The sequence below is a fragment of the Microbacterium sp. genome (genome assembly GCF_047607465.1).
In the GTDB taxonomy this organism is placed as follows: domain Bacteria; phylum Actinomycetota; class Actinomycetes; order Actinomycetales; family Microbacteriaceae; genus Microbacterium.
Map to the genome: position 1 here is coordinate 20103 of NZ_JASGCY010000072.1, position 25611 is coordinate 45713.

The 25611-nt window shown below is 69.1% G+C and carries 26 protein-coding genes; 11 read left to right on the plus strand and 15 right to left on the minus strand.

Annotation, left to right across the window (positions count from 1 at the left end):
• Window positions 1-101 precede the first annotated feature (101 nt).
• From QM568_RS10325 to QM568_RS10345, 5 genes are all read right to left on the minus strand, one after another.
• Window positions 102-1739: an ABC transporter ATP-binding protein gene (locus QM568_RS10325; RefSeq protein ID WP_415138492.1), complete on the minus strand. Its 1638-nt coding sequence runs from the start codon at window positions 1737-1739 to the stop codon at window positions 102-104.
• Complete coding sequence (locus tag QM568_RS10330) at window positions 1739-2734, minus strand: ABC transporter permease (protein ID WP_415138494.1); 996 nt, start codon at window positions 2732-2734, stop codon at window positions 1739-1741. The genes QM568_RS10325 and QM568_RS10330 overlap by 1 nt, the downstream gene beginning before the upstream one ends.
• Window position 2735: 1 nt before the next feature.
• Window positions 2736-3842 carry an ABC transporter permease gene (locus QM568_RS10335; RefSeq protein WP_415138496.1) on the minus strand — a complete coding sequence of 369 codons (1107 nt, stop codon included), beginning with the start codon at window positions 3840-3842 and terminating at the stop codon, window positions 2736-2738.
• Window positions 3843-3923: 81 nt separating this feature from the next.
• Window positions 3924-5564, minus strand: coding sequence for an ABC transporter substrate-binding protein (locus QM568_RS10340; protein WP_415138498.1), 1641 nt, complete (start codon window positions 5562-5564; stop codon window positions 3924-3926).
• Window positions 5565-5735: 171 nt separating this feature from the next.
• Window positions 5736-7061, minus strand: a complete 1326-nt coding sequence (locus QM568_RS10345; protein WP_415138500.1) for a transcriptional regulator — start codon at window positions 7059-7061, stop codon at window positions 5736-5738.
• A 143-nt stretch (window positions 7062-7204) separates the two neighbouring features.
• On the opposite strand from QM568_RS10345, the gene QM568_RS10350 reads away from it, so the two are divergent.
• From QM568_RS10350 to QM568_RS10360, 3 genes are read left to right on the plus strand one after another with little or no spacing between them, the layout of a single operon-like run.
• Window positions 7205-7555: a PadR family transcriptional regulator gene (locus tag QM568_RS10350; protein ID WP_415138502.1), complete on the plus strand. Its 351-nt coding sequence runs from the start codon at window positions 7205-7207 to the stop codon at window positions 7553-7555.
• Window positions 7555-8601, plus strand: a complete 1047-nt coding sequence (locus tag QM568_RS10355) for a hypothetical protein (protein ID WP_415138504.1) — start codon at window positions 7555-7557, stop codon at window positions 8599-8601. The genes QM568_RS10350 and QM568_RS10355 overlap by 1 nt, the downstream gene beginning before the upstream one ends.
• Before the next feature lie 9 nt (window positions 8602-8610).
• The gene (locus QM568_RS10360) at window positions 8611-8739 is read left to right on the plus strand and encodes a hypothetical protein (protein ID WP_415138506.1); all 129 of its coding nucleotides are present in this window, start codon (window positions 8611-8613) and stop codon (window positions 8737-8739) included.
• A 25-nt stretch (window positions 8740-8764) separates the two neighbouring features.
• Here QM568_RS10360 and QM568_RS10365 read toward each other — a convergent pair whose 3' ends face one another.
• The 3 genes from QM568_RS10365 to QM568_RS10375 form a co-directional block, all read right to left on the minus strand.
• On the minus strand, window positions 8765-10192 hold the full coding sequence (locus QM568_RS10365) for a CCA tRNA nucleotidyltransferase (RefSeq protein WP_415138508.1): 1428 nt from the start codon (window positions 10190-10192) through the stop codon (window positions 8765-8767).
• Between the two features lie 161 nt (window positions 10193-10353).
• On the minus strand, window positions 10354-11133 hold the full coding sequence (locus QM568_RS10370) for an alpha/beta fold hydrolase (protein WP_415138510.1): 780 nt from the start codon (window positions 11131-11133) through the stop codon (window positions 10354-10356).
• Window positions 11134-11276: 143 nt separating this feature from the next.
• Window positions 11277-11555, minus strand: coding sequence for a DUF6069 family protein (locus QM568_RS10375; RefSeq protein WP_415138512.1), 279 nt, complete (start codon window positions 11553-11555; stop codon window positions 11277-11279).
• A gap of 79 nt (window positions 11556-11634) precedes the next feature.
• Between QM568_RS10375 and QM568_RS10380 the strand changes: the two genes are divergently transcribed.
• From QM568_RS10380 to QM568_RS10395, 4 genes are all read left to right on the plus strand, one after another.
• A complete protein-coding gene (locus QM568_RS10380; protein WP_415138514.1) occupies window positions 11635-12069 on the plus strand; it encodes a MarR family winged helix-turn-helix transcriptional regulator in 435 nt (144 codons plus the stop codon).
• A 355-nt stretch (window positions 12070-12424) separates the two neighbouring features.
• A complete protein-coding gene (locus QM568_RS10385) occupies window positions 12425-13024 on the plus strand; it encodes a hypothetical protein (protein WP_415138516.1) in 600 nt (199 codons plus the stop codon).
• Window positions 13021-13653, plus strand: a complete 633-nt coding sequence (locus QM568_RS10390) for an RES family NAD+ phosphorylase (RefSeq protein ID WP_415138518.1) — start codon at window positions 13021-13023, stop codon at window positions 13651-13653. Before QM568_RS10385 ends, QM568_RS10390 begins: the two co-directional genes overlap by 4 nt.
• Window positions 13654-13922: 269 nt before the next feature.
• Window positions 13923-14174 (plus strand): DUF3303 domain-containing protein, encoded by a 252-nt coding sequence (locus tag QM568_RS10395; protein ID WP_415138520.1) that lies wholly within the window; start codon window positions 13923-13925, stop codon window positions 14172-14174.
• Between the two features lie 227 nt (window positions 14175-14401).
• Here the strand turns inward: QM568_RS10395 and QM568_RS10400 are convergent, their stop codons facing one another.
• A complete protein-coding gene (locus tag QM568_RS10400; RefSeq protein WP_415138522.1) occupies window positions 14402-15457 on the minus strand; it encodes an LLM class flavin-dependent oxidoreductase in 1056 nt (351 codons plus the stop codon).
• A gap of 87 nt (window positions 15458-15544) precedes the next feature.
• A complete protein-coding gene (locus QM568_RS10405) occupies window positions 15545-17122 on the minus strand; it encodes a methyltransferase (RefSeq protein ID WP_415138524.1) in 1578 nt (525 codons plus the stop codon).
• Between the two features lie 100 nt (window positions 17123-17222).
• On the opposite strand from QM568_RS10405, the gene QM568_RS10410 reads away from it, so the two are divergent.
• Together QM568_RS10410 and murJ are read left to right on the plus strand one after the other, a co-directional pair.
• Window positions 17223-19331 (plus strand): DUF6049 family protein, encoded by a 2109-nt coding sequence (locus tag QM568_RS10410; protein ID WP_415138526.1) that lies wholly within the window; start codon window positions 17223-17225, stop codon window positions 19329-19331.
• Window positions 19328-20944 (plus strand): murein biosynthesis integral membrane protein MurJ, encoded by a 1617-nt coding sequence (gene murJ / locus QM568_RS10415; RefSeq protein ID WP_415138528.1) that lies wholly within the window; start codon window positions 19328-19330, stop codon window positions 20942-20944. Before QM568_RS10410 ends, murJ begins: the two co-directional genes overlap by 4 nt.
• 7 nt (window positions 20945-20951) lie before the next feature.
• On the opposite strand, the gene QM568_RS10420 is transcribed toward murJ, so the two are convergent.
• Together QM568_RS10420 and QM568_RS10425 are read right to left on the minus strand one after the other, a co-directional pair.
• Window positions 20952-21353 carry a type II toxin-antitoxin system VapC family toxin gene (locus tag QM568_RS10420; RefSeq protein WP_415138530.1) on the minus strand — a complete coding sequence of 134 codons (402 nt, stop codon included), beginning with the start codon at window positions 21351-21353 and terminating at the stop codon, window positions 20952-20954.
• Window positions 21350-21691: a hypothetical protein gene (locus QM568_RS10425; protein WP_415138532.1), complete on the minus strand. Its 342-nt coding sequence runs from the start codon at window positions 21689-21691 to the stop codon at window positions 21350-21352. The genes QM568_RS10420 and QM568_RS10425 overlap by 4 nt, the downstream gene beginning before the upstream one ends.
• Before the next feature lie 170 nt (window positions 21692-21861).
• Between QM568_RS10425 and trxB the strand changes: the two genes are divergently transcribed.
• Both trxB and trxA read left to right on the plus strand, forming a co-directional pair.
• Window positions 21862-22836 carry a thioredoxin-disulfide reductase gene (gene trxB, locus QM568_RS10430; protein ID WP_415138534.1) on the plus strand — a complete coding sequence of 325 codons (975 nt, stop codon included), beginning with the start codon at window positions 21862-21864 and terminating at the stop codon, window positions 22834-22836.
• 69 nt (window positions 22837-22905) lie between these two features.
• Window positions 22906-23229: a thioredoxin gene (gene trxA / locus QM568_RS10435; protein ID WP_415138536.1), complete on the plus strand. Its 324-nt coding sequence runs from the start codon at window positions 22906-22908 to the stop codon at window positions 23227-23229.
• Between the two features lie 57 nt (window positions 23230-23286).
• On the opposite strand, the gene QM568_RS10440 is transcribed toward trxA, so the two are convergent.
• The 3 genes from QM568_RS10440 to QM568_RS10450 all read right to left on the minus strand — a co-directional run bounded on the left by QM568_RS10440 (window position 23287) and on the right by QM568_RS10450 (window position 25601).
• Entirely contained in the window at window positions 23287-23616 is a 330-nt protein-coding gene (locus QM568_RS10440) for a tryptophan synthase subunit alpha (protein ID WP_415138538.1), read from the minus strand.
• A gap of 96 nt (window positions 23617-23712) precedes the next feature.
• A complete protein-coding gene (locus QM568_RS10445) occupies window positions 23713-24681 on the minus strand; it encodes a ParB/RepB/Spo0J family partition protein (RefSeq protein ID WP_415138540.1) in 969 nt (322 codons plus the stop codon).
• Window positions 24681-25601, minus strand: coding sequence for a ParA family protein (locus tag QM568_RS10450; RefSeq protein ID WP_415138542.1), 921 nt, complete (start codon window positions 25599-25601; stop codon window positions 24681-24683). Before QM568_RS10450 ends, QM568_RS10445 begins: the two co-directional genes overlap by 1 nt.
• Between the last annotated feature and the right edge of the window lie 10 nt (window positions 25602-25611).

The following is a 25611-nucleotide window of genomic DNA, read 5'->3' on the forward strand; positions in this document are numbered from 1 at the left end:
CGCCTGCGACGCGATCAGCTGGGGACTGATGAACCTGCATCGCTTCTGAGAGAGACGATATACCGCCCCCCGTTGCAACGGGTTGCACCGTCGCATGCAGCTCAGGTGCGGGCGGCGGCCCAGGCCGCGCGCCGCGCCGCCTGCTCGACGGGATCCGGTACGGGCAGCGAGGCGATGAGCCGCCTGGTGTAGTCGTCCTTCGGGTTTCCGAGCACGTCGGCGGTGCGGCCCGACTCGGCGATCTCGCCGTGATGGAGCACGACCACCTGATGCGCGAGCATGTCCACGACCGCCAGGTCGTGCGTGATGAACAGCGTCGCGAAGCCGAAGCGCTCCTGCACCTCGCCGAAGAGCTCGAGCACCCGCGCCTGCACCGACACGTCGAGCGCGCTCGTGGGCTCGTCGGCGATGAGCAGCTTCGGGTCGAGCGCGAGGGCGCGGGCGAGCGAGGCCCGCTGGCGCTGACCACCGGAGAGCTCGTGCGGGAAGCGGTCGCCGAAGGCTGCGGGCAGCTGCACCGCCTCGAGCAGCTCGTCGACCCGCGGGCGCGCATCGGACTGGTTCTTCGCGACCCCGTGCACGATGAGCGGCTCCGCCACGTTGTGTGCGATCGTCAGCAACGGGTTGAAGCTCGTCGCCGGATCCTGGAACACGAAGCCCAGATCCTTGCGCAGCGGACGGAACCGCCGCTCCTTCACCCCCCGCATCTGCATCCCGAGCACCTCGAGCGAGCCGTCGGAGACGGGGGTGAGCCCGGCGATCGCCCGGCCGATCGTGCTCTTGCCCGATCCGCTCTCGCCGACGAGCCCGACGACCTCGCCGGGCGACAGCGTGAAGCTCACGCCGTTCACCGCGCGGAAGGCGCTGCGGCCGAGCCGGCCCTGGTATTCGATGACGAGGTCCTTCGCGACGACCACGGGGGCGGCATCCGTCGTCGGCGGCTCCCGGTCGGCGACCTGCAGGCGGGGCACCGCCGCGAGCAGCCGACGCGTGTAATCGTTCTTCGGGGTCGCGAACAGCTCCTGGACGGGGGCCGTCTCGACGAGCTCTCCGTTCAGCATCACCGCGACGCGATCGGCGAGATCGGCGACGACGCCCATGTTGTGCGTGATGAGCACGATGGCCGTGCCCTCGTCGTCGCGCAGGCTCCGCAGGAGCTCGAGGATCTCGGCCTGCACCGTGACGTCGAGCGCCGTTGTCGGCTCGTCGGCGATGATGACCTTCGGCTTCAACGCGAGCGCCATGGCGATGACGATGCGCTGCTTCTGCCCGCCGGAGAACTGGTGCGGGTAGTCGTCGACGCGCCGGTCGGGATCGGGGATGCCGACCCTGCGCAGCATGTCGATGGCGACCTTGCGCGCCTCGCCACGGCTCACGCCGCCGTGGGCGCGCAGCCCCTCGGCGAGCTGCCACCCGACCGTGAACACCGGGTTCAGGGCGCTCGATGGCTCCTGGAAGACCATCGCCGCACCGGGGCCGCGCACCGACCGCAGGGCCGCAGCGTCCATCGTCGTCACGTCGGCGCCGTCGAGGATGACGGCGCCGCGCGTGATCGCCGTCTCCGGCAGCAGGCCGAGGATCGACCGCGCGGTCACGGTCTTGCCGCTGCCCGACTCGCCGACGATGGCGAGCACCTCGCCCGGCTGCACGTCGAGCGAGACGCCGCGCACCGCTTGCACGTCGCCGCCGTCCGTGGCGAAGGTGATGTTCAGATCGCGGATCTCCACTGCGCTCGTCATCACTGCACCTCTCCCAGGTCTTCACGGGTCACCGGCTGGGTCGCCGCCACGGCGTCGGCCGGCGTCTTGCTGCGTCCCGCACGGCGGCGAGCGCGCAGGCGCGGGTCGGCGAGGTCGTTGAGTCCCTCGCCGATCAGCGTGATGCCCAGCACCACCGCGACGATCGCGAGCCCCGGCGGGATCGCCGTCCACCAGATGCCGGCGGCGACGTCGCTGATCGACTTGTTGAGGTCGAAGCCCCATTCGGCCGCCGCGGTCGGCTCGATGCCGAACCCGAGGAAGCCGAGGGCGGCGAGCGTGGAGATCGCCTCGGCCGCGTTCAGCGTCACGATGAGCGGCAGTGTGCGCGTGGAGTTGCGCAGCACATGCCGGAACATGATGCGGGTGGTCGGCGCGCCGATCACCCTGGCCGACTCGACGAACGCCTCGGCCTTCACACGCAGCACCTCGGAGCGCACGACGCGGAAGTACTGCGGCACGAAGACCACTGTGATCGAGATCGCCGCGGCCAGCACGCCGGGCCAGAGCCCCGACTGACCGCCGCTGATCGCGATGGCGGCGACGATGGCGAGCAGCAGCGTCGGGAACGCGTAGATCGCGTCGGCGGCGACGACGAGCACGCGATCCACCCAGCCGCCGAGGTAGCCCGAGACGAGGCCGAGCAGCACGCCGATCACGACCGACAGGGCCACCGCGACGACGATCGTGAGCAGAGCCGTGCGCGAACCCCAGATCACCCGGGAGAGCACGTCGTATCCGCCGACCGTGGTACCCAGCAGGTGCTCGGCGCTCGGAGCCTGCTGCGCGCCGAAGTTGCCGTCAGGTCCCTTGAGCTGGTCGTAGCCGTACGGTGCGAGCAGCGGTGCGAACAGCGCCGACAGCAGGAACACGCCAGTGAGCACGAGACCGGCCACCAGCATCCCGCGCTGGAGTCCGACGCTCTGACGCAGCTGGTGGATCACCGGCAGGCGGCTCAGGAGAGAGGTCTTCGCCATGTCAGTACCTCACCCTCGGGTCGACGAACGCGGCGATGATGTCGACCGCGAAGTTCGTCACGGCGACGATCACGGCGATCATCGCGACGATGCCCTGCACCGCCACGAAGTCGCGGGCGCCGAGGTAGGCGGCGAGCTGGAACCCGAGGCCCTTCCACTCGAAGGTCGTCTCGGTGAGCACCGCGCCGCCGAGCATCATCGCGATCTGCAGGCCGATCACGGTGATGATCGGGATGAGGGCCGGTCGGTACGCGTGCGTGCGCACCAGGCGCCCCTCGCCGACGCCCCGGGAGCGCGCCGCGTCGATGTAGGGCATGTTGTACGTGCCGATGAGGTTCGTGCGCACGAGACGCAGGAAGATGCCGGCCGTCAGCAGACCCAGGGTCGCCGCGGGGAGGATCGCGTGCAGCAGGACATCCTGCACATAGGCGCCGTTGCCCGAGGCGATCGCGTCGATCAGGTAGATGCCGGTGCCGTCCTTGCTCAGCGCGATCTCGGTGCGCACGTTCGCACGGCCCGAGACCGGCAGCCAGCCCAGCCACACCGAGAAGATGAGCTTGGCAACGAGTCCCGAGAAGAACACCGGAGTGGCGTAGAAGAGGATCGCCGAGACCCGCAGCGTCGCGTCGGGCCAGCGGTCGCGCTTGGCCGCGGCGACCATGCCGAGGGGGATGCCGACGATGAACGCGACGATGAGAGCGTAGATCACGAGCTCGAGGGTCGCGCTGCCGTACGTGGCGAGCACCTCGGTGACCGGCATCCGGTTGCCCGTGAGCGTGGTGCCGAAGTCGAGCGTGAGGATCTGGCCGAGGTACTCGAAGTACTGCACGAGCACCGGCCGGTCGTAGCCTGCGGCGTGGATGCGCTCGGCGAGCTGGTCGGGTGTGAGCTGACCGCCCAGCGCCGTGGTGATCGGGTCTCCGGTGAGCCGGATGAGGAAGAAGACGACCGTGACCAGGATGAGGACGGTCGGGATCATCAGCAGGAAGCGGATGAGGATGTAGCGCCCGAGGGAGCCGCCGCCGGATCGGCGCCGGGCGGAGCGGGCGGGCGGGGCGTCGCCGTCCGGGGGTGTCCCGGCGGACGACGAAGCGACGGTGCTCGTCATGTGGTGGGTCCTTCGCGCAGATCGACGACCCCGCCCGCTGCGACTCGGCGAGGCGGAGCGGACGGGGTCGTGATCGTGATGCTACTTGGTGATCGAGGCGAAGCGCAGCTTGAACGACGCGTCGAGGATCACGCCGTCGACGTCGGTTCCGGCCACGGCCACCTGGGCGCCCTGGAGCAGCGGCACCGTGGAGAGGTCCTGAGCGACGAGCTCCTGGATCTTCTCGATGTCGGCGGTGCGGGCGTCAACATCCGGCTCGACCGCCTGCTGCAGGATCAGGTCGTTGACCTCGGCGTTCTCGTAGTGGTTGCCGAGGAAGTTCTCCGTGAGGAAGAACGGCGTCAGGTAGTTGTCGGCGTCGGAGTAGTCCGGGAACCAGCCGAGCTGGTACGCCGGGTACACGTCGGCCGTGCGGTCCTTGGAGTACTGCACCCACTCGGTCGACTTCAGGTCGACCTCGAACAGACCGGACTCCTCGAGCTGCGACTTCACCAGCGCGTACTCGTCACCCGACGAAGGGCCGTAGTGGTCGGGGCTGTACTGCAGGCTCAGCGACACCGGGGTGGTGACTCCAGCGGCCTCGAGGGTCGCCTTCGCCTTGTCGGCGTCAGGGCCGCCGTTCCCGTCGCCGTAGAGGCCCTTGAGCGCCTCGGTCGCGCCGGCGAAGCCCTCGGGGACGTAGGAGTACAGCGGGGTGTAGGTGCCCTTGTAGACCTGCTCCGAGATCGCGTCGCGGTCGATGAGGTCGGCCACGGCCTGACGCACGGCGAGCGCCTTGGCCGGGTCGGCGTCGGCGGTCATCGCGCCGTACGGCTGCGTGTTGAAGTTGAAGACGATGTAGCGGATCTCGCCGCCGGGGCCGTCGATGACCTGCACCTTGTCGTTGCCGCCGAGGTCTTCGACGTCGGTGGCCGAGAGGCTGCGGTACGCGACGTCGACATCGCCCTGCTGCACGGCGAGCTTCAGGTTCGAGGACTCGGCGAAGTAGCTGAGGATGACGCTGCTGTTCGCCGGAGCATCGATGAGGCCCTGGTAGTTCTCGTTGGGCGTGAACTCGATGGACTTGTTGAAGTCGTACGAGGTGATCACGTACGGACCGCCGAAGGCGTTCGCGGCGACGATGTCGTCGTCTGGAGTCACGGCGTCCGCCGAGAACACCTCGTCATCGACGATGGCGCCGGGGAAGCTGGTGAGGATGAACGGGAAGACCTGGTCGTTCTCGGTCTTCAGGTGGAAGACCACCGTGGTGTCGTCGGGGGTCTCGACGCTGTCGAGGTTGTAGAGCAGGCTCGAGGCGCCGTTCGGGTCGGCGATCGCGAGGTTGCGGTCGAACGAGAACTTCACGTCGGCGGAGGTGAGGTCGTTGCCGTTGGCCCACTTGAGTCCATCGGGGAGCGTCACCGTGTACTCGGTGGGCGAGGTGAACTCGGCCGACTCGGCGAGGTCGGGGACGACCTCGGTGCTGTTGTAGTCGGTGTTGACCAGGTAAGGGAAGACCTGGGTCTGCACCGCGAGCGAGCCGTTGTCGTAGGAGCCGGCGGGGTCGAGGGTGGTGACCTGGTCGGTGGTGCCGACGATGATGTCGCCGCCACCGGCGTCGCCGCTGTCGGTGCCGTCGTCGCCGTTGCCGCCTGATGCGCAGCCGGCGAGGACCAGGGATGCGACGCCGAGGGCGCCGACGGCGAGGCCGAGGCGGCCGCGCGTGTTCTTACGCAGAGACATGAATCTCCCCATCTGTGAAGGTGCAGCCTCGTCTGGTGGACGGGCTCAAGGCACCATCATGCACAGGCATGCACCCGTCCGCCGAGCATCCGCCCCAAACCGTAACGAGACTGCAACTCCCCAGACGCGTGACGCAGTCTCATCACCGCGCGATCCGCTGGGAGCCGGGCCTCAGCGATCGGCCTCCAGTCGTTCGATACGGGCGACGAGGCCGGCCCGCTTCGGCGAGCGCGGCGGCAGCATCTCCAGCGCCAGCCACAGCACTTCGACATCGTCCCTCGCCTCGGGGGTCTCCGCATAGGCGAGGAGCACCTCGAGCCCGGCACCCGAGATCATCGCCTCGCGCAGCGACGTGCGCACCACCTCACGGAACTCCTCGACGCCGGGCGATGCGGACTCCGGGAGAACCGGACCCCGATAGGCGCTGAGCGCCACCCGGTACGCGCCGCGGTCGAGGAGGGAGAGCACGTCGTGCGCATCCGTCTCCAGCGGCATCGGCAACCGATAGGGGCGGGATTCGGGGGTCAGCCCGCACGCCGTGCGCTCCAGCACCTTGCGCAGACGCACCATCTCGGGGCGCAGCGTGTCGGGAGAAGCGTCCTCGCCGTAGACGAGCTCGGCGAGGCGCTCCGCCGAGAGGCCGTGCGGGTGCACGGCGAGCATGAGCATGATCGCCGCGTGCCTGGCGCTCAGCTCGATCACCCGCTCCCCGTGCTCGGTGCCGGTTTCGAGGAGGGCCCTGTCGCGTCCGAGGACATGCAGGATGCCGCGCACGGTGCCCGTTTCCGCGCGCGTCGGCGGCGAGACCACGGCAGAGGTGCGCTCGCGCAGCCGCGCGACGAGCAGCTCGGACTCGACCGCGCGGGCTGTGGCGTCGACGAGCATCTGCGCCTGACGGCTGGCCGCGATGTCGCCGCCGCTGATGTCGATGACCCCGAGCACGTGGTGCGTCTCCGGGTCGCGCACCGGCGCCGCGGTGCACGACCATGGATGCACGAGGCTGTTGTAGTGCTCGGCGAGGCGCACCTGCACGGATTCGCCGACCTCGAGCGCGATGCCCGGCGCGGTCGTGCCGACCGCGCGCTCCGACCAGTCCGCACCGGCGACGAACCCGATCTCGCCGAACTGCAGGCGCATCGCCAGGTCGCCCTCGACCCACAGCAGGCGGCCGGCCTGATCCCCCACGGCGACGATGACCTCGGATTCGGCGCTCTCGCCTGGTAGGAGCAATGCCCGGATCATGTCCATCACGGAGGCGAGCGGATGCGCCAAACGGTACCGCTCGAGCTCCTCGGCGGCGAGGGCGAATGCCGGCAGGCCCTCGTGGCAGACGCCGTTGCGGATCGAGCGCTCCCATGACTCGCGCACGAGCGGACGCACCTGCTGCAGGCGCTGGTCGTCGAGGTTTCCGGAGATGAGCTCCTCGTGGGCACGCTCGACGAACAGACGCGACGCCTCCGTATGGGCATCCCGTGACGCGTTCCACGACGCGGCCACTGTGTTCTCCGATCATCGACGGTGGAACGCTTCAGTCTACGAGCCGCGCACCCGCGGGAACAGCCCCCCTGTGACGCGCGGTGTGGCGTCTTGCGCACTACTGTGCACTGCGTGGTAGTGTGCAGTGCATCGAAGGAGGTCGGATGGACACCACGCAGTTGCTCAAAGGGGTGCTCGATGTCGCCGTGCTCGCGGTGCTGCGCACCGAGGACGGTTACGGATACGACATCGTGCGGCGGTTGAGGGATGCCGGGCTCGGCGACGTCGGCGACGCATCCGTGTACGGGACGCTGCGCCGGCTCTACGCCGCGGGCAGCCTCTCCAGTTACGTCGTGCCGTCGGACGGCGGGCCGCACCGCAAGTACTACGCGATCAATCCGCAGGGACGCACGGCCCTCGACGCACAGACCACCACCTGGCTGGACTTCGCCGGCGCGATGTCCGCCCTGCTCGTCCACGAACGCGCCGGGGCATCCACGAACGGAGAGAACTGATGAACGGCACCGACGTCTCCCTCGACGAGCGGATCCGCTCGTTCGCGGCATCCGTGCGCCAGCACCTCGACGACCTGCCCGATGACGAGCTCGACGAGATCCTCTCCGGCCTTACCGCCGACCTCGCCGACCAGGCGGCGGACAACGATGGCGTGATCGAGCTCGGCGACCCGGCCGCCTACGCCGAGGAGCTGCGCACGGCCGCGGGTCTCCCCCCGCGGTCGGCGAAGCCCGCGCGCCCGCCCCTCGGCGAGCGGCTCTCGGCCTGGCGCTCCCGTGTGGCCGCCGACATCCGGGGCAGCGCCTTCGGCGCCTGGGTCCTCGACTTCCTGTCCGCGATGCGACCGCTGTGGTGGGTGCTGCGCGGCTTCGGGCTCTACGCGCTCGTGCTGCTTCCGACCGGATGGCCCTACCCTGATCAGTTCGGCCGCACCGTCGTCCCGAACTCTCCCATCGAAGCGGTTCTCCTGCTCGCGTCGGTGATCGTGAGCGTGCAGTGGGGTCGCGGGCTCTGGCTGCCGAAGGCGTGGCTGCGGCGCGTGCGCACGGTCGTCAGCGTGCTGGCGGTGCTCGTCCTGCCGTTCGCGCTGTACTCGCTCGTGACGCCCCGGGTGGAGTACATCGACGACGGCGCCTACATGCCGCAGGGGCTGCTCCTCGACGGGGTGCAGGTCGGCAACATCTTCGCCTTCGATGAGAACGGCGACCCGATCGAGCACGTGCAGCTCTACACGGGCAAGGGCACTCCGCTCAACCTCTACGGAGCCGACGGAACCGGTGTCGATTACGGGTGGCAGGACGACGGCGAGAGCGTGGTGTTGCCCTTCCGCGACTATCGGGACCAGCCGATCTGGAACGTCTTCCCGCTCGACGAGGCCACATTCGATCCGAAAACGGGAGAGCCGAAGAAGTCGACCATCCACCAGCCCGGCCCGCCATTCCGGCGCGCACCGAGTATCACCGGGGCGGAACCGAGCCCCACGCCCACCCCCACGCCCACGGATGCCGCCGCGGAGCCGTCGACCGACCCCACCCCGGCACCCTGAGGTCGGATCATGGTCGAGCGCATCATCTCCATCGACATCTCCCACCTCGTGCGCGCCGCACTCGACCGGGCGGTACTCGACCGGGCCGCCGACGACGCGACCGGCGCAGGAATGACCGAGGACGACCGGAACGAGTGAATCTCTGCATCCGGGGGCGGTGCGCTCAGGCGCGGGCGGCCCACCATTCGCGCAGGCGCTGCTCGGCGGCATCCGCTCCGATCACGCCCTCGTCGAGGCGCAGCTCGAGCAGGAACCGGTAGGCCTCGCCGACCTCGCGGCCGGGGCGGATGCCGAGGATCTGCTGGATCTGATTGCCGTCGAGCTCGGGGCGGATGCTGTCGAGCTCCTCCTGTTCGCGCAGCGTCGTGATGCGCGATTCGATGTCGTCGTAGGCGGCGGCCAGTCGCGCGGCCTTGCGCTTGTTGCGGGTGGTGACGTCGGCGCGGGTGAGGATGTGCAGGCGCTCGAGCACGTCACCGGCGTCGCGCACGTACCGGCGGACCGCGGAGTCGGTCCACGCCCCCTCTGAGTAACCGAAGAAGCGCAGGTGCAGCTCGATGAGGGTGGCCACGGCATCCGTCGTCGCGGTGTCGAACCGCAGCGCCTGCAGGCGCTTGCGCGCCATGCGCGCGCCGACGATGTCGTGGTGGTGGAAGCTCACCGCGCCGCCGGCTTCGAGCTTGCGGGTGCGGGGCTTGCCGATGTCGTGCAGAAGAGCCGCGATGCGCAGCGGCACGTCGGGCTCGGCGCCGGGGTGCCGGCTCTGCTCGAGGGCGATGGCCTGACGCAGCACCGTCAGCGAGTGCTCATACACGTCCTTGTGGTGGTGGTGCTCGTCGATCTCGAGGCGCAGGGCGCTGACCTCGGGCAGGAACTCCTCGATCAGCCCGGTGTCGACAAGAGAGCGGATGCCGCGCACCGGGTCGTCGGTCTGCATGAGGCGCACGAGCTCGCCCTGCACGCGCTCGGGGCTGACGATCTTCAGCGTCTCGCGCAGTTCGGCGATCGCGTCGGCCGTCGCCTGATCGATCGCGAATCCGAGCTGGGCGCTGAAGCGGGCGGCGCGGAGCATGCGCAGCGGGTCGTCACCGAAGGAGACGTGCGGGTCGATGGGGGTGCGCAGGGTGCCTGCGACGAGGTCCTCCACGCCGCCGGTCGGGTCGATGAGCTTCACGGCTGGCACCTGCAGCGCCATCGCGTTCACGGTGAAGTCGCGGCGCACGAGGTCGCCGTCGATCGTGTCGCCGAACTCGACCGTCGGCTTGCGGGTGACGCCGTCGTAGCTGTCGGCGCGGTAGGTCGTGATCTCGACCTGCTCGCCCTGCACGCGGGCGCCGATGGTGCCGAACGCGCGGCCGATGTCCCACTGGGCGGTGGAGACGAGGGTGACGATGCGGAGGATGTCGTCGGGGTGCGCGTTCGTCGTGAAGTCGAGGTCGTGGGTCGCGCGGCCCAGCAGCGCGTCGCGCACCGGGCCGCCGACGACGGCGAGCTCGAACCCCGCGGCGTCGAACGCGTCGGCGAGGGTGCGGACGACCGGATGCTCGGCGAGCGCGCCGAGCCGGGTGAGGCCGTCAGCCATGTTGAGCATGGGTTCCAGCGTACCCGGCGGGTCGCGGGCTCCCTTGTTGTGGGAAAACCCAGACCGATCGGACGCCGCACGGCGTGTCGCGGGCGAGACACGCCGTGCGGGGCCGGAGTGATCCGGGGTTTCCGAGGTCAGCCCCGGTTCTCGGCGCTCAGCCCCAGGAGCTAGTCGCGCAGCACGGAGATCCACTGCTCGAACGCGTCGAGGTGCGCATCGTGGCTCGCCCCCGCGATGTCGACGCGCTGCGCGCGGGGGTTGGTCGCCAGCAGCTCGGCCTTCTGCTGTTCGCTGAACATGCCGCTCTCAGCGAACACGGCCAGGATGGATGCTTCGAGGGATCTCCACTCCGACCACCGCGGCTCGTGCACCGCCGCGAGGGTGTGCTGCATGAAGTCCGCGTCGAATCGAGGCACGAACCCGCCATCTGCACGCTCCATGTCGACGATCCAGGCGTCGGTGAGCACCGATTCGCCGAGGAAGGCGCGCGCGGCCTGTTCGTCGGCGAACGGCGTCGGCCAGGACCGGAAGAAGGCACCCAGCCCCTCGGCATCCGCTTTCGACTCGCTGCCACCGGCGTGCCCTTCGAGCATGACGACGGCGCGCACGATCCCGGGGTGCGCGGCCGCGGTGAGGAACGCGGTGTGCGCACCCATCGACTGGCCGACGAGGACCACCCGCTCACCGTCGGCGAAGCGCCGCACCACGCGCACCACGTCGTCCACGTAGGACTCGCGCGAGGCCGACGCCGGTCTCCGCGTGCTGGCGCCGTGGCCGCGCTGATCGATCAGCAGCACGCGGAACGAGTCCGACAGTGCTTCAGCGGTGGGCATGAGCTCGCGGGAGCTGCCGGCGAGCCCATGCAGCAGCACGACCGTGGGGCCGTCGCCGCCGAGATCGGTCACCGCGATCGTCGCGCCGTCGGACTCCACCTGCGTGACCGTCATGGGTCAAGCCGACGCTACGCGGACTTCTTGCAGCGTTTCATGGGCTCCATTCTTGTGGGAAATCCCAGACCGATCGGATGCCGCACGGCGCGTCGCGGGCGGGACACGCCGTGCGGGGCCGGAGTGATCCGGGGTTTCCGGGATCAGCCCCGGTTCACGGCGCGGCGGCGGCCGATCTGCGTCCATCGGCGCGCAACCAGCCAGACCAGCAACCCGGCCACGACCATCGGCACGAAGGTCGCGATCGGCGGAACCATCGGGTCGATCGGATTGTCGCCGACCTTCATGGGCACTCCGGCCGTCAACGCGACACCGAACACCGCGAGGTTCAGCGCCGAAGCGATGAGGGCGAGGAGGAGCAGCCTGCCGAGGCCGAACGGCCGGGACGAGACAGGTGAGGGATCGATCGCTCGAGCAGTCATGACGAACTCCTGATCACCATATGATTGAGTCATCGACACTTTATACGTCAATGATTGTTTCTTCAGTTATATTCGTGACGTGAAGGAATCCCCTCTCGAAGACGGCCCGTCTCCCGACGAGTCGCGCACGCTCGCGCGCCTGATCGTCCAGGTCGCTGATCGTGCCCGGGATCGCTTCACCACAGCGATCGAGCCGCTCGGCTTGCCGGTCCCGATCGCCCGCACGGTGCTGCTCCTCACGCATCCGATGCCGCTGCGCGAGATCGCCGATCAGCTCGGGTGCGACCCGTCGTATGTGACGACGCTCGCCGACCGGCTTGAGGACCGCGGTCTCGCCCGCAGGGTCACCGGTGAGGACCGTCGCGTGAAGCTGCTCGAACCCACACCCGCGGGACTCGAGCTGCAGAAGCGGATCGCGGCAGCGGTCGGCGGGTCAGCGGCCTTCGCGCGCCAGCTCCCGGCGGCTGATCGTCAGGTGCTGAGCGCGCTTCTCGAGCGCCTCCTCGAAGACTGACGACCTTCGCCGATCACGGAGAACCGCACGAATCCCGGATGCTTGAGCTCGCAGCATCCGCCATCGATGCACGCGTCCGCAGAACGTGAAGCGGGCATCGCAGCTCGAACTTGCCCATTTCCCGCTCCGGTCGCGATCCGTGCCGCTCTGAACGAGACGAAGCGGCACTGAGTGCGACCGGAACAACCCGGGCAACGGAAGGACGACAGAGAACACGGTCAGCGGCGACTGGTCGGCGTGGAGCCTTCTTGTGTGCGGGTGGCCTCCGAGTGGGGGAGTTGTGTGCGGCCTGGATGGATTGATGCGGCGTATCAATCCATAGACAATCGTTACGATGCGGCGTATCGTTGCATCCATGACGATCGAAGCTCCCACCCTCTTCGACTTCGAGGAGCGTGTGCGAGCCGCGCTCTCCCGACGCAACCTGCCCATCGACGCCAACGAGTTCATCGCCGTACTCGCGGAATTGGGCGACACTTCGGCCCCCACCACGGCGCCCGACCTGGACTTCCTCACCGCCCACGCTGGCGTCACCGCCGAGGACCTCACCGATGACGCGCTCCGCGCTGTCGATGCGACGATCGCCGCCAACCGTGCGCGCGCGAACGTGGTGGTCGCGGCGGAATCGTTGACGACGGATCGCGTCGCCAAGATGCTCGGCATGGCGCCTGCGAACGTGCGCCGTGCAGTCGTCGAGGGTGCCCTGTACTCCGTCAAGCCGACGCCTGGCAGCCGCCACCGCTTCCCGAGCTGGCAGTTCGTTCACGGCCGCCCTCTCCCTGGAATGAAGCAAGTGATCAGCGCGCTTCCGCATGACTATCACCCGCTCGAGGTGAAGGAGTTCATGACGGAGTCGGCAGAATCGCTTCGCGGCATGAGCCCGGTGCAGTGGCTCTCCGAGGGCGGGGCTGTCAGCGAGGTCGTCGCTCTCGCTGACGGGCGGAGCTGGGAGTGACCGCGAAGAACCCCCGCACTCCACCCCACCCCCTGTCATCGACCAGCGACGACGTTCGGACCCTCGCCGTCGATCAGGTTTTGTTCCGCATTCACACCGTCGACGGTCGGCACCCCGTGCCGTGGAACGGCCTCCGGGAGTTCGGTCCCCTGCCTCAGTCGCGATGGGAACCACAGCCGACGCCGCCGCGCCACCACGCGGGCAACGGAGTCGCATACACGGCCACGGACCCGACCACCGCCTTCGCCGAAGTGTTCCAGAACCGCCGCCGCATCCGTGTGTCCTCAGACAAAGCACTCAGCGCATGGTCGCCGACGCGCCCGTTGCGACTGCTGAACCTCACCGGCACATGGCCGATCCGCAACGGAGCCTCCTCCTCCCTGCACGCAGCTCCGAAATCGACCACCCGCAACTGGGCGCACCAGATCCACGTCCAGCTCGCTGCGCCGTTGGATCTCGATGGCCTGTACGTTCCGTCGACAATGACCTTCGCCCCCATGGTCGTCCTGTTTCACAACGCCCACAGCGCGTTCCCGGCAGCGCCCGCGTTCTCCCAGCTTCTCAATCAACGCGACGCTCGAATCCTCGCGTCAAAGGCTGCTCACGCGCTGAACTGGCCGCTGCTGTGACAACCGCACCAAGTGCGACCGGAAGGACAGGCCCGGCTTCGCTCGGCAGACAGCGCGCTCAGTCCTGGGGAAAGCTCGCTGCCTCGCCGGCTCAGGGCGGATAGCCCTGCGCGGGACCTTCGGTATTCGGCTCCCACACCAGGGCCGGCGCGACATGCGTCGCGAACGCCTCCAACACGGGCAGGTTGTACTCGGAGCCCAACTGCGACGGCGTCGATCTTCTCGATGACGTACGGCACCACAGGCGAGAATGTCCTATGCGGCTCTACATGGTCATCGAACACTACGTCCACGGCGCGAGCGTCGTGTACGAACGATTCGCCGAACAGGGGCGGATGCTGCCCGACGGCGTGGACTTCATCGACAGCTGGATCGTCGACGAACCGGAGGTGCGCACCTGCTACCAGTTGATGCGCGCCATGGACGACGCGGCGCTCGAACGCTGGATGTCTCGCTGGTCCGACCTCATCGACTTCGACTACTTCCCCGTCATCGACTCCCGGGCCGCGCAGTCGCGCTGACAGCCGCCGCCAACTCCGTTCCGGTCGCGATCTGTGCCGCTCTGACGGCCTGTTCCCCGCTCCGGTCGCGATCTGTGCCGCTTGCGCCGCGGAATAGCGGTACGAAGCGCGACCGGAACGACGGACCCGGCATCCGAAGCGGCACAAATCGCGACCGGAACGACAACCCCGGCCCCACTCGGCTGGCAGCGGGCTCGGTCCTGAGGAAAGCTCGCTGCCTCCCCGACTCAGAGCGGATACCCCTGCACGGGACCTTCTGTATTCGGCTTCCAGCCGAGGGCCGGCGCGACATACTTCGCGAACGCCTCCAGCACGTGCAGGTTGTACTCGGGTCCCAGCTGGTTGGGGATCGTCAGCATGAGGGTGTCGGCGGACATCACGGCCTCGTCGGCGACGAGCTGCTGGATCAGCACATCGGGTTCGGCGGCGTAGGTCTTGCCGAAGGTGGAGCGGAACCCATCGATCACACCGACCTGGTCGACGCTCTCCTCGCTGCGGAGCCCGAAGTACGCGCGGTCCCTGTCGGACACCAGGGGGAACACGCTGCGGCTCACCGACACTCGCGGCGACCCCGTGTGCCCGGCCTCCTTGTACGCCGCGCGGAACAGGTCGATCTGCTCGCGCTGCAGCTCGTGGAACGGCTGCCCCGTCGCCTCGGTGAGCAGCGTCGAGCTCATGAGATTCAGCCCCTTGCGCCCGGTCTGCTCCGCGGTCGCCCGCGAACCGGCGCCCCACCAGATCCGCTCGCGCAGCGTCGGCGAGTGCGGCTCGACGGCGAGGTGGTGACCCGCACCCACCATGCGGGGGTCTCCGGGCGCCACGCGCGCGCCGTCGATCGCCTCGAGGAAGAGGTCGAACTTCTCGCGCGCCATCACGCTGCCGCGCTCCGGATCCTCCTCGTCGACGAACCCGAACGTCTCGTAGCCGCGCAGCGCGGTCTCGGGTGACCCGCGGCTCACGCCCAGTGCCACCCGCCCGTCGGCGATGAGGTCGAGCGCCGCCGCCTCCTCGGCGAACTGGTACGGGTTCTCGTAGCGCATGTCGATCACGCCGGTGCCGACCTCGATGCGCGTCGTGCGTGCGGCCATCGCGCTCAGCAACGGCATCGGCGACGCGGCCTGGCGAGCCCAGTGGTGCACTCGCACGTACGCACCGTTGACGCCGAGCTCGTCGGCGCCCTCGGCGATCTCGATCGTCTGCGTGAGCATGTCGCCAGCGGTACGGGTCGACGATCCGGGCACATCGGCGTAATGGCCGAACGAGAGGAATCCGAAAGCCTTCATAGTTCTATTCAACAGAATGGATGCTGGGGCATTCCCCGCGGCGACGGATCGATCGGCGCCCGGTGCGGCCCTCCGCTCCCGGACCACTCATCCCGGAAGCAGCACCCCGTCGAGCACGAGCCGCCGGATGCGCGGCTCGATGTCCGCCCAGAGATCGGCGAGCGGCACCTCGAAGAGATCCGCGAGCGCCGCGACGATCTGCGCGACCGTGAGCTCGCCGTCGCACGCACCGACGAAGGCGGCGAGCGCCGGGTCGACGTCGATCGTGCGCAGGAAGCCGCCGCCTTGGCGCAGCTCGATCACGCTGGGGTCGTCGTCTCCCGGCATGAGGTGGCGGGCCTCGGTGACATCGGATGCCGCCACCAGGGTCGCCGGCATGCCATCGGCGAGCAGGTCGTGCGCGGCGAGCCCGCGAGCCAGTGCCGCCCCGACGTTGCTGATGGCGCCCGGCATCCGCTCGATCCTCCGCAACGGCTCGCGAGACGTCGCAAACGGCGGGTGCGCGCCCGGAGAACCCGCCGTTTGCGACGGTTCGGCGGCGGGGGATCGTCGCAGCAGGATGTAGCCGAAGCCGACCGCGGTGACGCCGCGGGCGGCGAAGTCGTCGAGCCAGGCGGTGAGCAGGCGCGGAAAGGCCGCGTCGCGCGGGGTGATGCCGCCGTCGCGGATCCACAGCTCGGCGTACGCGAGCGGCGAGAGCCGTTCGCGCTCGATGACCCAGAGGTCGACGACGGGCCCCTCGACGGGCCCGGGGACCCAGGAGGCCAGCCGGTCGAGGCCGTCCTCGCCGCGCGACTCCCAGTTGCCGAGCAGCTGCGCGACGCCCCCGGCGGTGAGGTAGGCGGGGACCATGCGCACGAACTGCTCGACGAGCGCGTCGCCGACGAGGCCTCCGTCGCGGTACTCGTACTCGGGCACGCCTTCGGCGCGCGGCGTGATGACGAACGGCGGGTTCGACACGACGAGGTCGAAGGCGAGCCCCTCGACCGGCTCGAACATGCTCCCCCGGCGGAACTCGATGTTGTGCACCCCGTTGATCTGCGCGTTGAGCTCGGCATACGCGAGCGCCCGCGCGGAGATGTCGGTGGCAATGACCGATGCCGCACGGCGCGAGACCAGCAGCGCCTGGATGCCGCATCCGGTGCCGAGATCGAGGGCGCGGTCGACCTCGATCGGCAGGACGATCTCGGCGAGCGTGCGCGAGGCCCCGCCGACGCCGAGCACGTGATCGGCCGGGAGCGGACCGTCGAGCGCCACCTCGTCGAGGTCGCTCGCGATCCACCACTCGCCGATGCCGTCGACGTCGACGAACGACTGGGGTCTGAGAAGCGCCGCAGGCCGCACCTCGTCGATGTCGACCGAGGCGAGGCCCAGCCGAACGAGCCCGTCGACGCCGAGCCGCGGGAGGGCGGCCAGAACGGATGCCGTCGGCTGCGGCATCCCGAGCAGGAACAGGCGTCCGAGGGTGGCGAGCACCCCTTCGTCCCCGTCGATCGCGCGGAGGATCGGTGTGCGCATCCCGCGGGCGAGGGCGTCGTCGGCCTCCTCCCCCCACAGTCGCCGCAGCGGTTCGGAACGGAAGTCGGCGGCATCGAGGTCGGCGGCGAGAGCCGCCGCGAGCACGGAATCGGGCGCGGGAACTGCGGTGACGGACACGGCCGTCACTCTACGCGTCTTCAGAGAACTCCCCTGCGCCGCGCCCTAGAATCACAAGGTCAGCACACGAGCGGCGCCTCTCGGACGCTCGGGAAAGCCCCCCATCACCGTGACCTCCTCCGCGCATCTCGTCCCGCTCCGCCCGCACCGCAGCCGAGGCCTCCGCGTGCGCGTCGCCGGTGCCGCCGCGGTGCTCGCGATGACGCTGGGAGCGACGGCGGTCGCCTCGTCGGCGTACGGCGAGACCGACGAGGCGTCGGCCCCAGTGCTGCACCTCACGGCGGGGGCGAACGGCGTGGTCTCGGGTGGTCTGCCGACGACGGCATCCGTCACGGTGCACAACGACGCCGAGACCGCTCTGGCGCCCGGCGACGTGCTCATCGAACTCAACCGCACCCCGCTCATCGACGACGACGACGTCGCCGCCTGGCTCGCCGACGGCGAGGCCGAAGGGTCGTTCGACGCCATCGGCAGCGACAGCATGACAGCGGTGGATGCCGGCGCGCGCGCGACGGCGAGCATCATCGTCCCGCAGGATCTGCTCGCCGACCTCGCCCCCGGGGTGTACCCGCTGCGCGCAGAACTGACCGCCGCCGCCGACTCCGCCGAGGCCACCAGCGTGCTCGTGATCGCGACGGACGCGCGCCCCCAGGTCACGGTGTTCGTGCCGATCACGGCGACCCCCGCGGACTCCGCCGCCCTGCTCAGCGCCGACGAGCTCACCGAGCTGACCGCCGCGGACGGCGACCTCACCGCCCAGCTCGACGGCGTCTCCGGAACCTCGGCGGTGCTCGGAGTGGACCCCGCCATCGTCGCCGCGATCCGCGTGCTCGGCACCGCCGCACCCAGCACCGCCATCGATTGGCTCGACCGGCTCGAGAACCTGTCCAACCAGCGCTTCGCGCTGCAGCTCGGCGACGCCGACCCGACCACGCAGGCCCAGGCGGACCTTCCCTCTGCGCTGGCTCCAACGACGCTTCGAACCTTCCTCGACCCGGCGCACTTCGCCGCCAACGGGTCGGCGACCATCGCCCCGACGCCCTCCCCCGCTCCCGCAGACGACCCGGTGCTGCCCGACGACGTCGCGCTGACCGCGATCAGCGGCGCCGAGGAGGATCTGCTGTGGCCGCGGCCCGATGTCACGGCCGAAGACCTCGCGGAGATGCGGAGTTACACCCCCGGCGGCGCCGAGGTGATCCTCTCGACGAGCGCCTTCGAGGGCGACGCCCCCAGCCACGCCGTCGTCGCCGACGGGCAGGTGCTCGTGACGGACGCGGAGGCATCCGACGCGCTCTCCGACGCCGCCGCCGAGCCCGATGCCGACGCCCGCACGCGCTCTCTCGCCGCAGCCAATGCCTACCTCTTCCTGGAGGCGCAGGTCTCGGGCACTCCCCTCGCCGTCGGCCTCGATCGCGATGAGACGCGCACCGCGGCCGCGCTGCGCGCCGCCGTCGCCACCGCCGATACCCCCGGCGTCGACCTGACCTCGCTGCGCGCCGTGCCCGCGAGCGCCGCCACGCTCAAGGCCGAATCGTCCGACGACCGGAGCCCTGCGCTGCACGCGCTGCTCGACGACGAGCGGGCTCTCAGCCAGTTCGCGACGGTGCTCGATGACCCGCAGATGCTGCTCGCCTCCGAACGCATCCGCATCATGCGCACCATCCGCGTCGGGCTGGGGAGCACGAAGGCCGAGGACGCGCTCATCGCCCACCGCGAGGCCACGCGGACAACGCTCGATGCCGTCGGCATCCAGGAATCCAGTGCGATCCAGCTGCTCACGGCGAATGCTGACCTGCCCTTCGCGGTGCGCAACGACCTCCCATGGCCGGTGAACGTCGTGCTCTCGGCGGCCCCGAACGACCCGCGGCTCGAAGTGCAGCGCGTGACGACCGCGACGATCCCGGCGGGGACCACCACCCGGGTCAAGGTCCCGGTGTCGGCGCGCGTCGGCAGCGGCGAGCTCGATCTGCGGCTCTCGCTCGCGAGCCCCACCGGTGTGCCGCTCGGCGACCAGCAGTCGGTGCGCGTCGCGGTGCGCGCCGAGTGGGAGGGCATCGGCCTCGCCGTCTTCGGCGGGCTCATCGTCGTGCTCCTCGTACTCGGCGTCGTGCGCACGATCCTGCGCCGCCGAGGAGCGGATGCCGGTGAGAACCCGGATGCCGGAGCGGAAGAGGCCGGCACGGCATCCGATCCCTCGACGAGCGAGGAATCGACGTGAGCGGTCTCGGCCGAGCCAGCGCCCTCCTCGGCGCCGGCACCCTCGTCTCGCGCATCACGGGGCTCGTGCGCACGATCGTGCTGCTCGCCGCGATCGGCAGCTTCGGCGAGGCCAGCGACGCGTTCAGCATCGCCAACCAGCTGCCCAACAACGTCTTCACGATCATCCAGACCGGGGTCCTCACGGCCGTCATCATCCCGCAGATCATCCGCGCTGGCGCCCACCCCGACGGGGGCAGGGCGTACATCTCGAAGCTCTTCACGCTGGGGACGCTGGTCTTCCTCTCCGCCACCGCCGTCGCGATGATCGCTGCTCCCCTGCTCATCGCGCTCTACACTTCCGGCTGGGATCACGACCAGGTCGCCCTCGCCACGGCGTTCGCCTACTGGTGCCTGCCGCAGATCTTCTTCTACGGCCTGTACGCGCTCATCGGCGAGACGCTGAACGCCAAGAAGGTGTTCGGGCCGTACACGTGGTCGCCCGTCGCCAACAACATCGTCTCTATCGTCGGCTTCCTGGTCTTCATCGCGCTGTTCGGCGAGAACCGCAACCGGGTGCACATGTGGGATCCGACGATGATCGCCGTCATGGGCGCGACGGCGACGCTCGGCATCGCCGTGCAGGCGGGATTGCTGCTGTTCGCCTGGCGGCGCACTGGCCTGTCGCTGCGTCCGGACTTCCAGTGGCGCGGCGTTGGTCTGCGGGGCGTCGGGACGCTCGCCGGGTGGACCTTCCTCATGGTGATCGCCGGACAGCTCGCGGGGTGGGTGCAGACCCGTGTCGTCTCCGAGGCGACCGGCCACGCCTCGTCGACCGTGATGATGGCCGCGTGGCTCGTGTTCATGCTGCCGTACTCGATCTTCGCGATCTCCATCGGCACCCCCTACTTCACCCAGATCGCCGAGCACGCGGCTGAGAAACGCGACACCGAGGTCCGCGGAGACGTCGCCCGCTGCATCCGGGTGATCTCGCTGTTCATCGTCGGCTCCGGCGTCGCCCTGGCCGTCGCCGCCGTACCGGCCTCGCGCATCTTCACCGGGTCTGTGCAGGAGGCGGTGCTCGCCGCCCCCGTGCTCGTCTGCTACCTCGTCGGGCTCCTGCCGCTGGCGCTGCTTTTCATCGTGCAGCGCACGTTCTACGCGTACGGCGACACCCGCACGCCCTTCTTCTTCACCCTGGCCCAGGTCGCCCTCATCGTCGTCTTCTCGCTGATCGCGGGCGCCGTCGCCCCGGTCGAGCAGCTCGCGGCATCGATCGCCCTCGGCCAATCCGTCGCGGGGATCGTGCAGACGGTCATCGCCATCTGGATCCTGCGCAACCGCCTCGGCGGCCTCGAACTGCCGCAGACGCTGCTGTCACTGGGGCGCTTCGCCCTGGCCGCGGTTCCCGCCGGCTTCGCCGGCTGGGGCGTGTACCTCGCGCTCGGAGCCGTCGGCGGATGGAGCGCCGGCGACACCGGGGCGAACTTCCTCGACCGGCTGCTCGGGGCCGTCGGCACCGGTGTCATCGGCCTCGTCGTCGTGATCGTCTATGTGATCGTGCTGATGATGCTGCGCGCGCCGGAGTTGTCGGCGGGCACCCGGATGCTGCGCCGCTTCCTGCCGGGGCGCTGAGGGCGGGTCACGGGGTGACGGCCTCACGGATGTCGATGGTGAGGTTCGGCACCCGAGCGTACTTGCGGTCGAGCGTGAGCAACGGGCAGTCGAGCACCTCGGCGAGCGCGACGTACGCGGCGTCGTACGGCGTCATGTTGTGCGCGAGTTCATGTATGCGCGGCAGGAGGGCGACATCGGGCCGGGTCTCGATCTCCAGCGCCGAGAGCACGGCCAGGTCGCTCCGGAAGATCTCGTAGGAGCTGATTCCACCCAGCCACATTCCGCGCAGCGCACTGGCCGCGTCGATGATGACGTGCTCGGGCCCGACCACGTCATCCGCCTCGAGGAGGTGGTCGCGCACGACGGCGTGGAGCCCGTGATCATCCGTGATCAGTTCCACGATCGCAGAGGCATCGACGACGATCACGACGGAGAACCCGGTGCTGGCGGCTCGCGCCTGTCTGAGCCGAGGATCCTCTCCGCACGCGCCTCGTGCTGCTCGTCGAGGTATGCGGGGACATCGAAGGGCTCTGCCCGGGAGTTCCGTTCCGGCGGGTTGTACGTCCGCAGGAACTCGCGGTTGCGAGCCCTGCGCGCTTCGCGCTCGAGCATCTCACGCAGCAGCGCCTGCAGCGAGAGCCCCCTGGCCCTCGCCTCGCGCGCCAGATCGTCTCGGATGCTCTCCGGAACGTCGCGCACCTGGATGGCGACCATGTCGCCGACGATAGCATGCACTTCTGCATGCATGGAAGATGTCAGGCTCATAGGGCGACGGTAGCCGGATGCGGGGACACCCGGCCCGAGTTGTCCACAGACAGCCGAGCGCGGCGATGGACTGGCCAGCCCGGATCGAGAGCACGGAATGCGACGCGGCTACCATGGGTTGAAGCATCCGTAGCCCCGTTCGGGGACTGTTCGGGGAAGAGAGAGAGCACATGCGCCAGGTCATCATCATCGGCTCCGGCCCCGCTGGGTTCACCGCCGCCATCTATGCGGCTCGCGCGAACCTCAAGCCGCTGCTCATCGCGAGCTCGGTCGAGGTCGGCGGCGAGCTGATGAACACGACCGAGGTCGAGAACTACCCCGGCTTCCCTGAGGGCATCCAGGGGCCAGAGCTCATGGCCAAACTGCAGGAGCAGGCCGAGAAGTTCGGCACCGAGGTGCTCTACGACGATGTCACCTCGCTCGACCTGAACGGCCCGGTGAAGACCGTCACCCTCGGCTCGGGCGCCGTGCACGAGACCCGCGCGCTCATCTACGCAACCGGATCCGCCTATCGCAAGCTCGGCGTCGAGGGCGAGGAGCGCCTCTCCGGATACGGGGTCTCATGGTGCGCCACCTGCGACGGCTTCTTCTTCCGCGAGAAGACGATCGCCGTCGTCGGCGGCGGCGACTCGGCGATGGAGGAGGCGACCTTCCTCACCCGCTTCGCCGAGAAGGTTTACGTCATCCACCGCAAGGACACGCTGCGCGCCTCGAAGATCATGCAGGAGCGCGCCTTCGCGAACGAGAAGATCGAGTTCGTCTGGAACAGCGAAGTCGCCGCGATCCTCGGCGGCGACACCGTCACCGGCGTGCAGCTGCGCAGTACGGTCGACGGCGCCCTCAGCGACCTGCCCCTCGACGGCGTCTTCATCGCGATCGGCAACGACCCGCGCACGCACCTCGTGCACGACAAGCTCGAGCTCACCGCCGAGGGCACCATCCGTGTCGACGGCCGCTCGTCGAAGACCTCGGTCCCCGGCGTCTTCGCGGCGGGCGATGTCATCGACCCGACCTACCGCCAGGCGATCACCGCGGCCGGCTCAGGCACCGTCGCGGCGCTGGACGCGGAGCACTTCCTCGCGGATTTCGATGATGCCTCTGCGGACGTCCCTACCGCAGAGGCTGCGGAGATCATCACGGCCTGAGGCCGCGGGAACACAACCACCCCGCCCGCTGTTGCAACGGGCAAAGCGAACGATCAAGGAGAGACTCTGATGAGCGCAAAGGCGACGAGCGAGGCCACCTGGGTGCAGGACGTCCTCGCAGCCGAAGGACCGGTGCTGGTGGACTTCTGGGCCGAATGGTGCGGCCCGTGCCGCATGGTCGCGCCCGTCCTCGATGAGATCCAGTCGGAGAACGCCGAGAAGATCACCATCCTCAAGCTCAACGTCGACGAGAACCCGCAGCTGGCGATGCAGTACCAGATCACCTCGATCCCCGCGATGAAGGTGTTCGTCGGTGGCGAAGTCAAGCAGAGCATCATCGGCGCCAAGCCGAAGTTCGCCCTCGAGCAGGACCTCGCCGCGTTCATCGGCTGAGCATCCGCTTCTTCGGGGCCGTCGTCTCTTCCGAGGCGGCGGCCCTTTCGCGTGGTGTCAGGAAGCGACCGTCGGATCCCAGCGGCGGTACCGGTTCCGCTCCCCCAGCAGTCCCCAGACGGCCGGGGTCAGCTCGGGGTACTCGATCGCGATCTGACGCAGCACCCGGTAGTGACGCGTCTCGTTCGGTCGCACACCGTCGTTCGCCGCGATGTTGTCGGCGCGCAGCAGGTAGACCACGAGCTCGTCGACGCTTGGCAGGTCCTCCATGAACTCCCAGGGGTCCTCCCCCGCGCGCAGCCGCTCCTGGATCAGCACCGCGAGCTCGTCCGACGCCTCGGCGCGCAGCACCTCGAGGCTGGCGCGGCGGGGAACGTGCTCTGTCATGCTTCCAGCCTACGTCTGCTCCGCGCGCCTGCTCTGCGACTCTCCTCGTCGTTGCGGATGAGGTGAGTCCAGATCTGTGCGCACGTCAGCGGCGGATCATCCGCGTCCGAAACCCTCTTCGCCGAGCTCGTCGAGGATGCGGTTCAGATCCTGGATCGAAGAGAATTCGATGGTGACCTGGCCTTTCCTCGCCCCGAGCGCGATCTTCACGCGGGTGTTGAGGCGGTCGCCCAGCTTGCCGGCGATCTCATCGAGGTAGGCTCGCCGGGCGCCCGGCGTCGGCTTGGTGCCGCGCGTCGACGATGTCGGCGCGGCCTTCGCCGCGACCTCGGTGGCACGAACCGACAGGTCTTCGTTGACGACCTTGTCGGCGAGACGCTGCATCGCCTCAGGGTCGTCGAGGCTGAGGATCGCACGGGCGTGACCTGCGCTGAGCACGCCAGCCGCCACCCGCTGCTGCACGGGGACGGGCAGCTTCAGCAGGCGGATCGTATTGCTGATGCGGGGGCGCGAGCGTCCGATCCGCGTCGCGAGCTCCTCCTGCGTGATGCCGAAATCCTCCAACAGCTGCTGGTACGCCGAGGCCTCTTCGAGCGGGTTGAGCTCCGAACGGTGCAGGTTCTCGAGCAGGGCATCGCGCAGCAGGTTCTCGTCCGCGGTATCGCGCACGACCGCGGGGATCGATGTGAGGCCGGCCTCGCGGGCAGCACGGGTGCGGCGCTCACCCATGATGAGCTCGTACTCGCCCGCGGAGTTCTTGCGCACGACGACGGGCTGCATGACCCCGAACTCGCGCACGCTGTGCACCAGCTCGGCGAGGTCCTCGGGGTCGAAGTTCGTGCGCGGCTGGCGCGGGTTCGGGACGATCTCGTTCGGGTCGACGTCGATGAGCTGGATGCCGGGGATCGCCGCGAGCTCGGCCTCGGCATCCGTCGTCTCCTGCGAGGTCTCCTCGATCCTCTGGATCGAAGCCCCGGGGAAGAACACGTCCACGGGACGCTCGGACTGATCGGCCGTGGGGATGAGAGCGCTGATACCCCGACCCAATCCAGTGCGCTTCGCCATCATCTCTCCTTGCTCTGCGTCTTGCGAGACGCGATCTCGACAGCGGCTTCGCGGTACGCGACGGCGCCGGCGGACTGCCCATCGTAGGCGATCACGGTCTGACCGAAGCTCGGCGCCTCCGAGACCCGCACGTTGCGTGGGATCACCGTCTCGAGGACCTGCGTCGGAAAGTGCGTGCGCACCTCCTCGGCCACCTGGTGCGCGAGACGGGTGCGCCCGTCGAACATCGTCAGCAGGATGGTGGAGAGGTGCAGGCTGGGGTTCAGGTGCTTCTGGATCATCTGGATGCTGCCGAGAAGCTGGCTGAGGCCCTCGAGTGCGTAGTACTCGCACTGGATGGGGATGAAGACCTCGGATGCCGCCGTGAAGGCGTTGATGGTGAGCAGCCCGAGCGAGGGCGGGCAGTCGATGATGACGAAGTCCACGGGCGACGACTCGAGATAGTCGTCCAGTGCGCGGCGAAGCCGGTGTTCGCGGGCCACTTGCGCGACGAGCTCGATCTCGGCGCCCGCGAGGTGGATGGTGCTCGGCGCGCAGAGGAGATTCTCGTTCTCCGGGCTCTGCTGCACGATGTCCCTCAGTGGGAGATCGTTGATCAGCACGTCGTAGATGCTCGAGATGTCAGTTGTGTGGATGATGCCGAGTGCCGTGGAGGCGTTGCCCTGCGGGTCGAGATCGATCACGATGACTTTGGCACCCAGTCCTGCGAGAGCGGAGGCGATGTTCACGGCGGTCGTGGTCTTGCCGACGCCGCCCTTCTGGTTCGAGACCGTCAGCACACGGGACTCGCCACCGAACTCGACGGTCACGCTCTCGAGGTGCTTGCGGCGGGCCGTGAGGTCGGCGAGTTCCCGCGCGAGCGGGGTATCCATCCCGAAGGTGTTCGGCGATTGCGTTTCGGACTGTTTCACGTGAAACATCCACTCCTTT

What these genes read in the sequence shown, in the direction of transcription:
- QM568_RS10385 (WP_415138516.1), top strand. Translation starts at nt 12,425, where the DNA reads ATGACGATCGAAGCTCCCACCCTCTTCGACTTCGAGGAGCGTGTGCGA.
- QM568_RS10370 (WP_415138510.1), bottom strand. Translation starts at nt 11,133, where the DNA reads ATGACGGTCACGCAGGTGGAGTCCGACGGCGCGACGATCGCGGTGACC.
- QM568_RS10425 (WP_415138532.1), bottom strand. Translation starts at nt 21,691, where the DNA reads ATGAGCCTGACATCTTCCATGCATGCAGAAGTGCATGCTATCGTCGGC.
- QM568_RS10450 (WP_415138542.1), bottom strand. Translation starts at nt 25,601, where the DNA reads ATGTTTCACGTGAAACAGTCCGAAACGCAATCGCCGAACACCTTCGGG.
- trxA (WP_415138536.1), top strand. Translation starts at nt 22,906, where the DNA reads ATGAGCGCAAAGGCGACGAGCGAGGCCACCTGGGTGCAGGACGTCCTC.
- QM568_RS10355 (WP_415138504.1), top strand. Translation starts at nt 7,555, where the DNA reads ATGAACGGCACCGACGTCTCCCTCGACGAGCGGATCCGCTCGTTCGCG.
- QM568_RS10335 (WP_415138496.1), bottom strand. Translation starts at nt 3,842, where the DNA reads ATGACGAGCACCGTCGCTTCGTCGTCCGCCGGGACACCCCCGGACGGC.
- QM568_RS10365 (WP_415138508.1), bottom strand. Translation starts at nt 10,192, where the DNA reads ATGCTCAACATGGCTGACGGCCTCACCCGGCTCGGCGCGCTCGCCGAG.
- QM568_RS10325 (WP_415138492.1), bottom strand. Translation starts at nt 1,739, where the DNA reads ATGACGAGCGCAGTGGAGATCCGCGATCTGAACATCACCTTCGCCACG.
- QM568_RS10440 (WP_415138538.1), bottom strand. Translation starts at nt 23,616, where the DNA reads ATGACAGAGCACGTTCCCCGCCGCGCCAGCCTCGAGGTGCTGCGCGCC.
- QM568_RS10330 (WP_415138494.1), bottom strand. Translation starts at nt 2,734, where the DNA reads ATGGCGAAGACCTCTCTCCTGAGCCGCCTGCCGGTGATCCACCAGCTG.
- QM568_RS10360 (WP_415138506.1), top strand. Translation starts at nt 8,611, where the DNA reads ATGGTCGAGCGCATCATCTCCATCGACATCTCCCACCTCGTGCGCGCC.
- QM568_RS10400 (WP_415138522.1), bottom strand. Translation starts at nt 15,457, where the DNA reads ATGAAGGCTTTCGGATTCCTCTCGTTCGGCCATTACGCCGATGTGCCC.
- trxB (WP_415138534.1), top strand. Translation starts at nt 21,862, where the DNA reads ATGCGCCAGGTCATCATCATCGGCTCCGGCCCCGCTGGGTTCACCGCC.
- QM568_RS10350 (WP_415138502.1), top strand. Translation starts at nt 7,205, where the DNA reads ATGGACACCACGCAGTTGCTCAAAGGGGTGCTCGATGTCGCCGTGCTC.
- QM568_RS10340 (WP_415138498.1), bottom strand. Translation starts at nt 5,564, where the DNA reads ATGTCTCTGCGTAAGAACACGCGCGGCCGCCTCGGCCTCGCCGTCGGC.
- QM568_RS10395 (WP_415138520.1), top strand. Translation starts at nt 13,923, where the DNA reads ATGGTCATCGAACACTACGTCCACGGCGCGAGCGTCGTGTACGAACGA.
- QM568_RS10375 (WP_415138512.1), bottom strand. Translation starts at nt 11,555, where the DNA reads ATGACTGCTCGAGCGATCGATCCCTCACCTGTCTCGTCCCGGCCGTTC.
- QM568_RS10445 (WP_415138540.1), bottom strand. Translation starts at nt 24,681, where the DNA reads ATGGCGAAGCGCACTGGATTGGGTCGGGGTATCAGCGCTCTCATCCCC.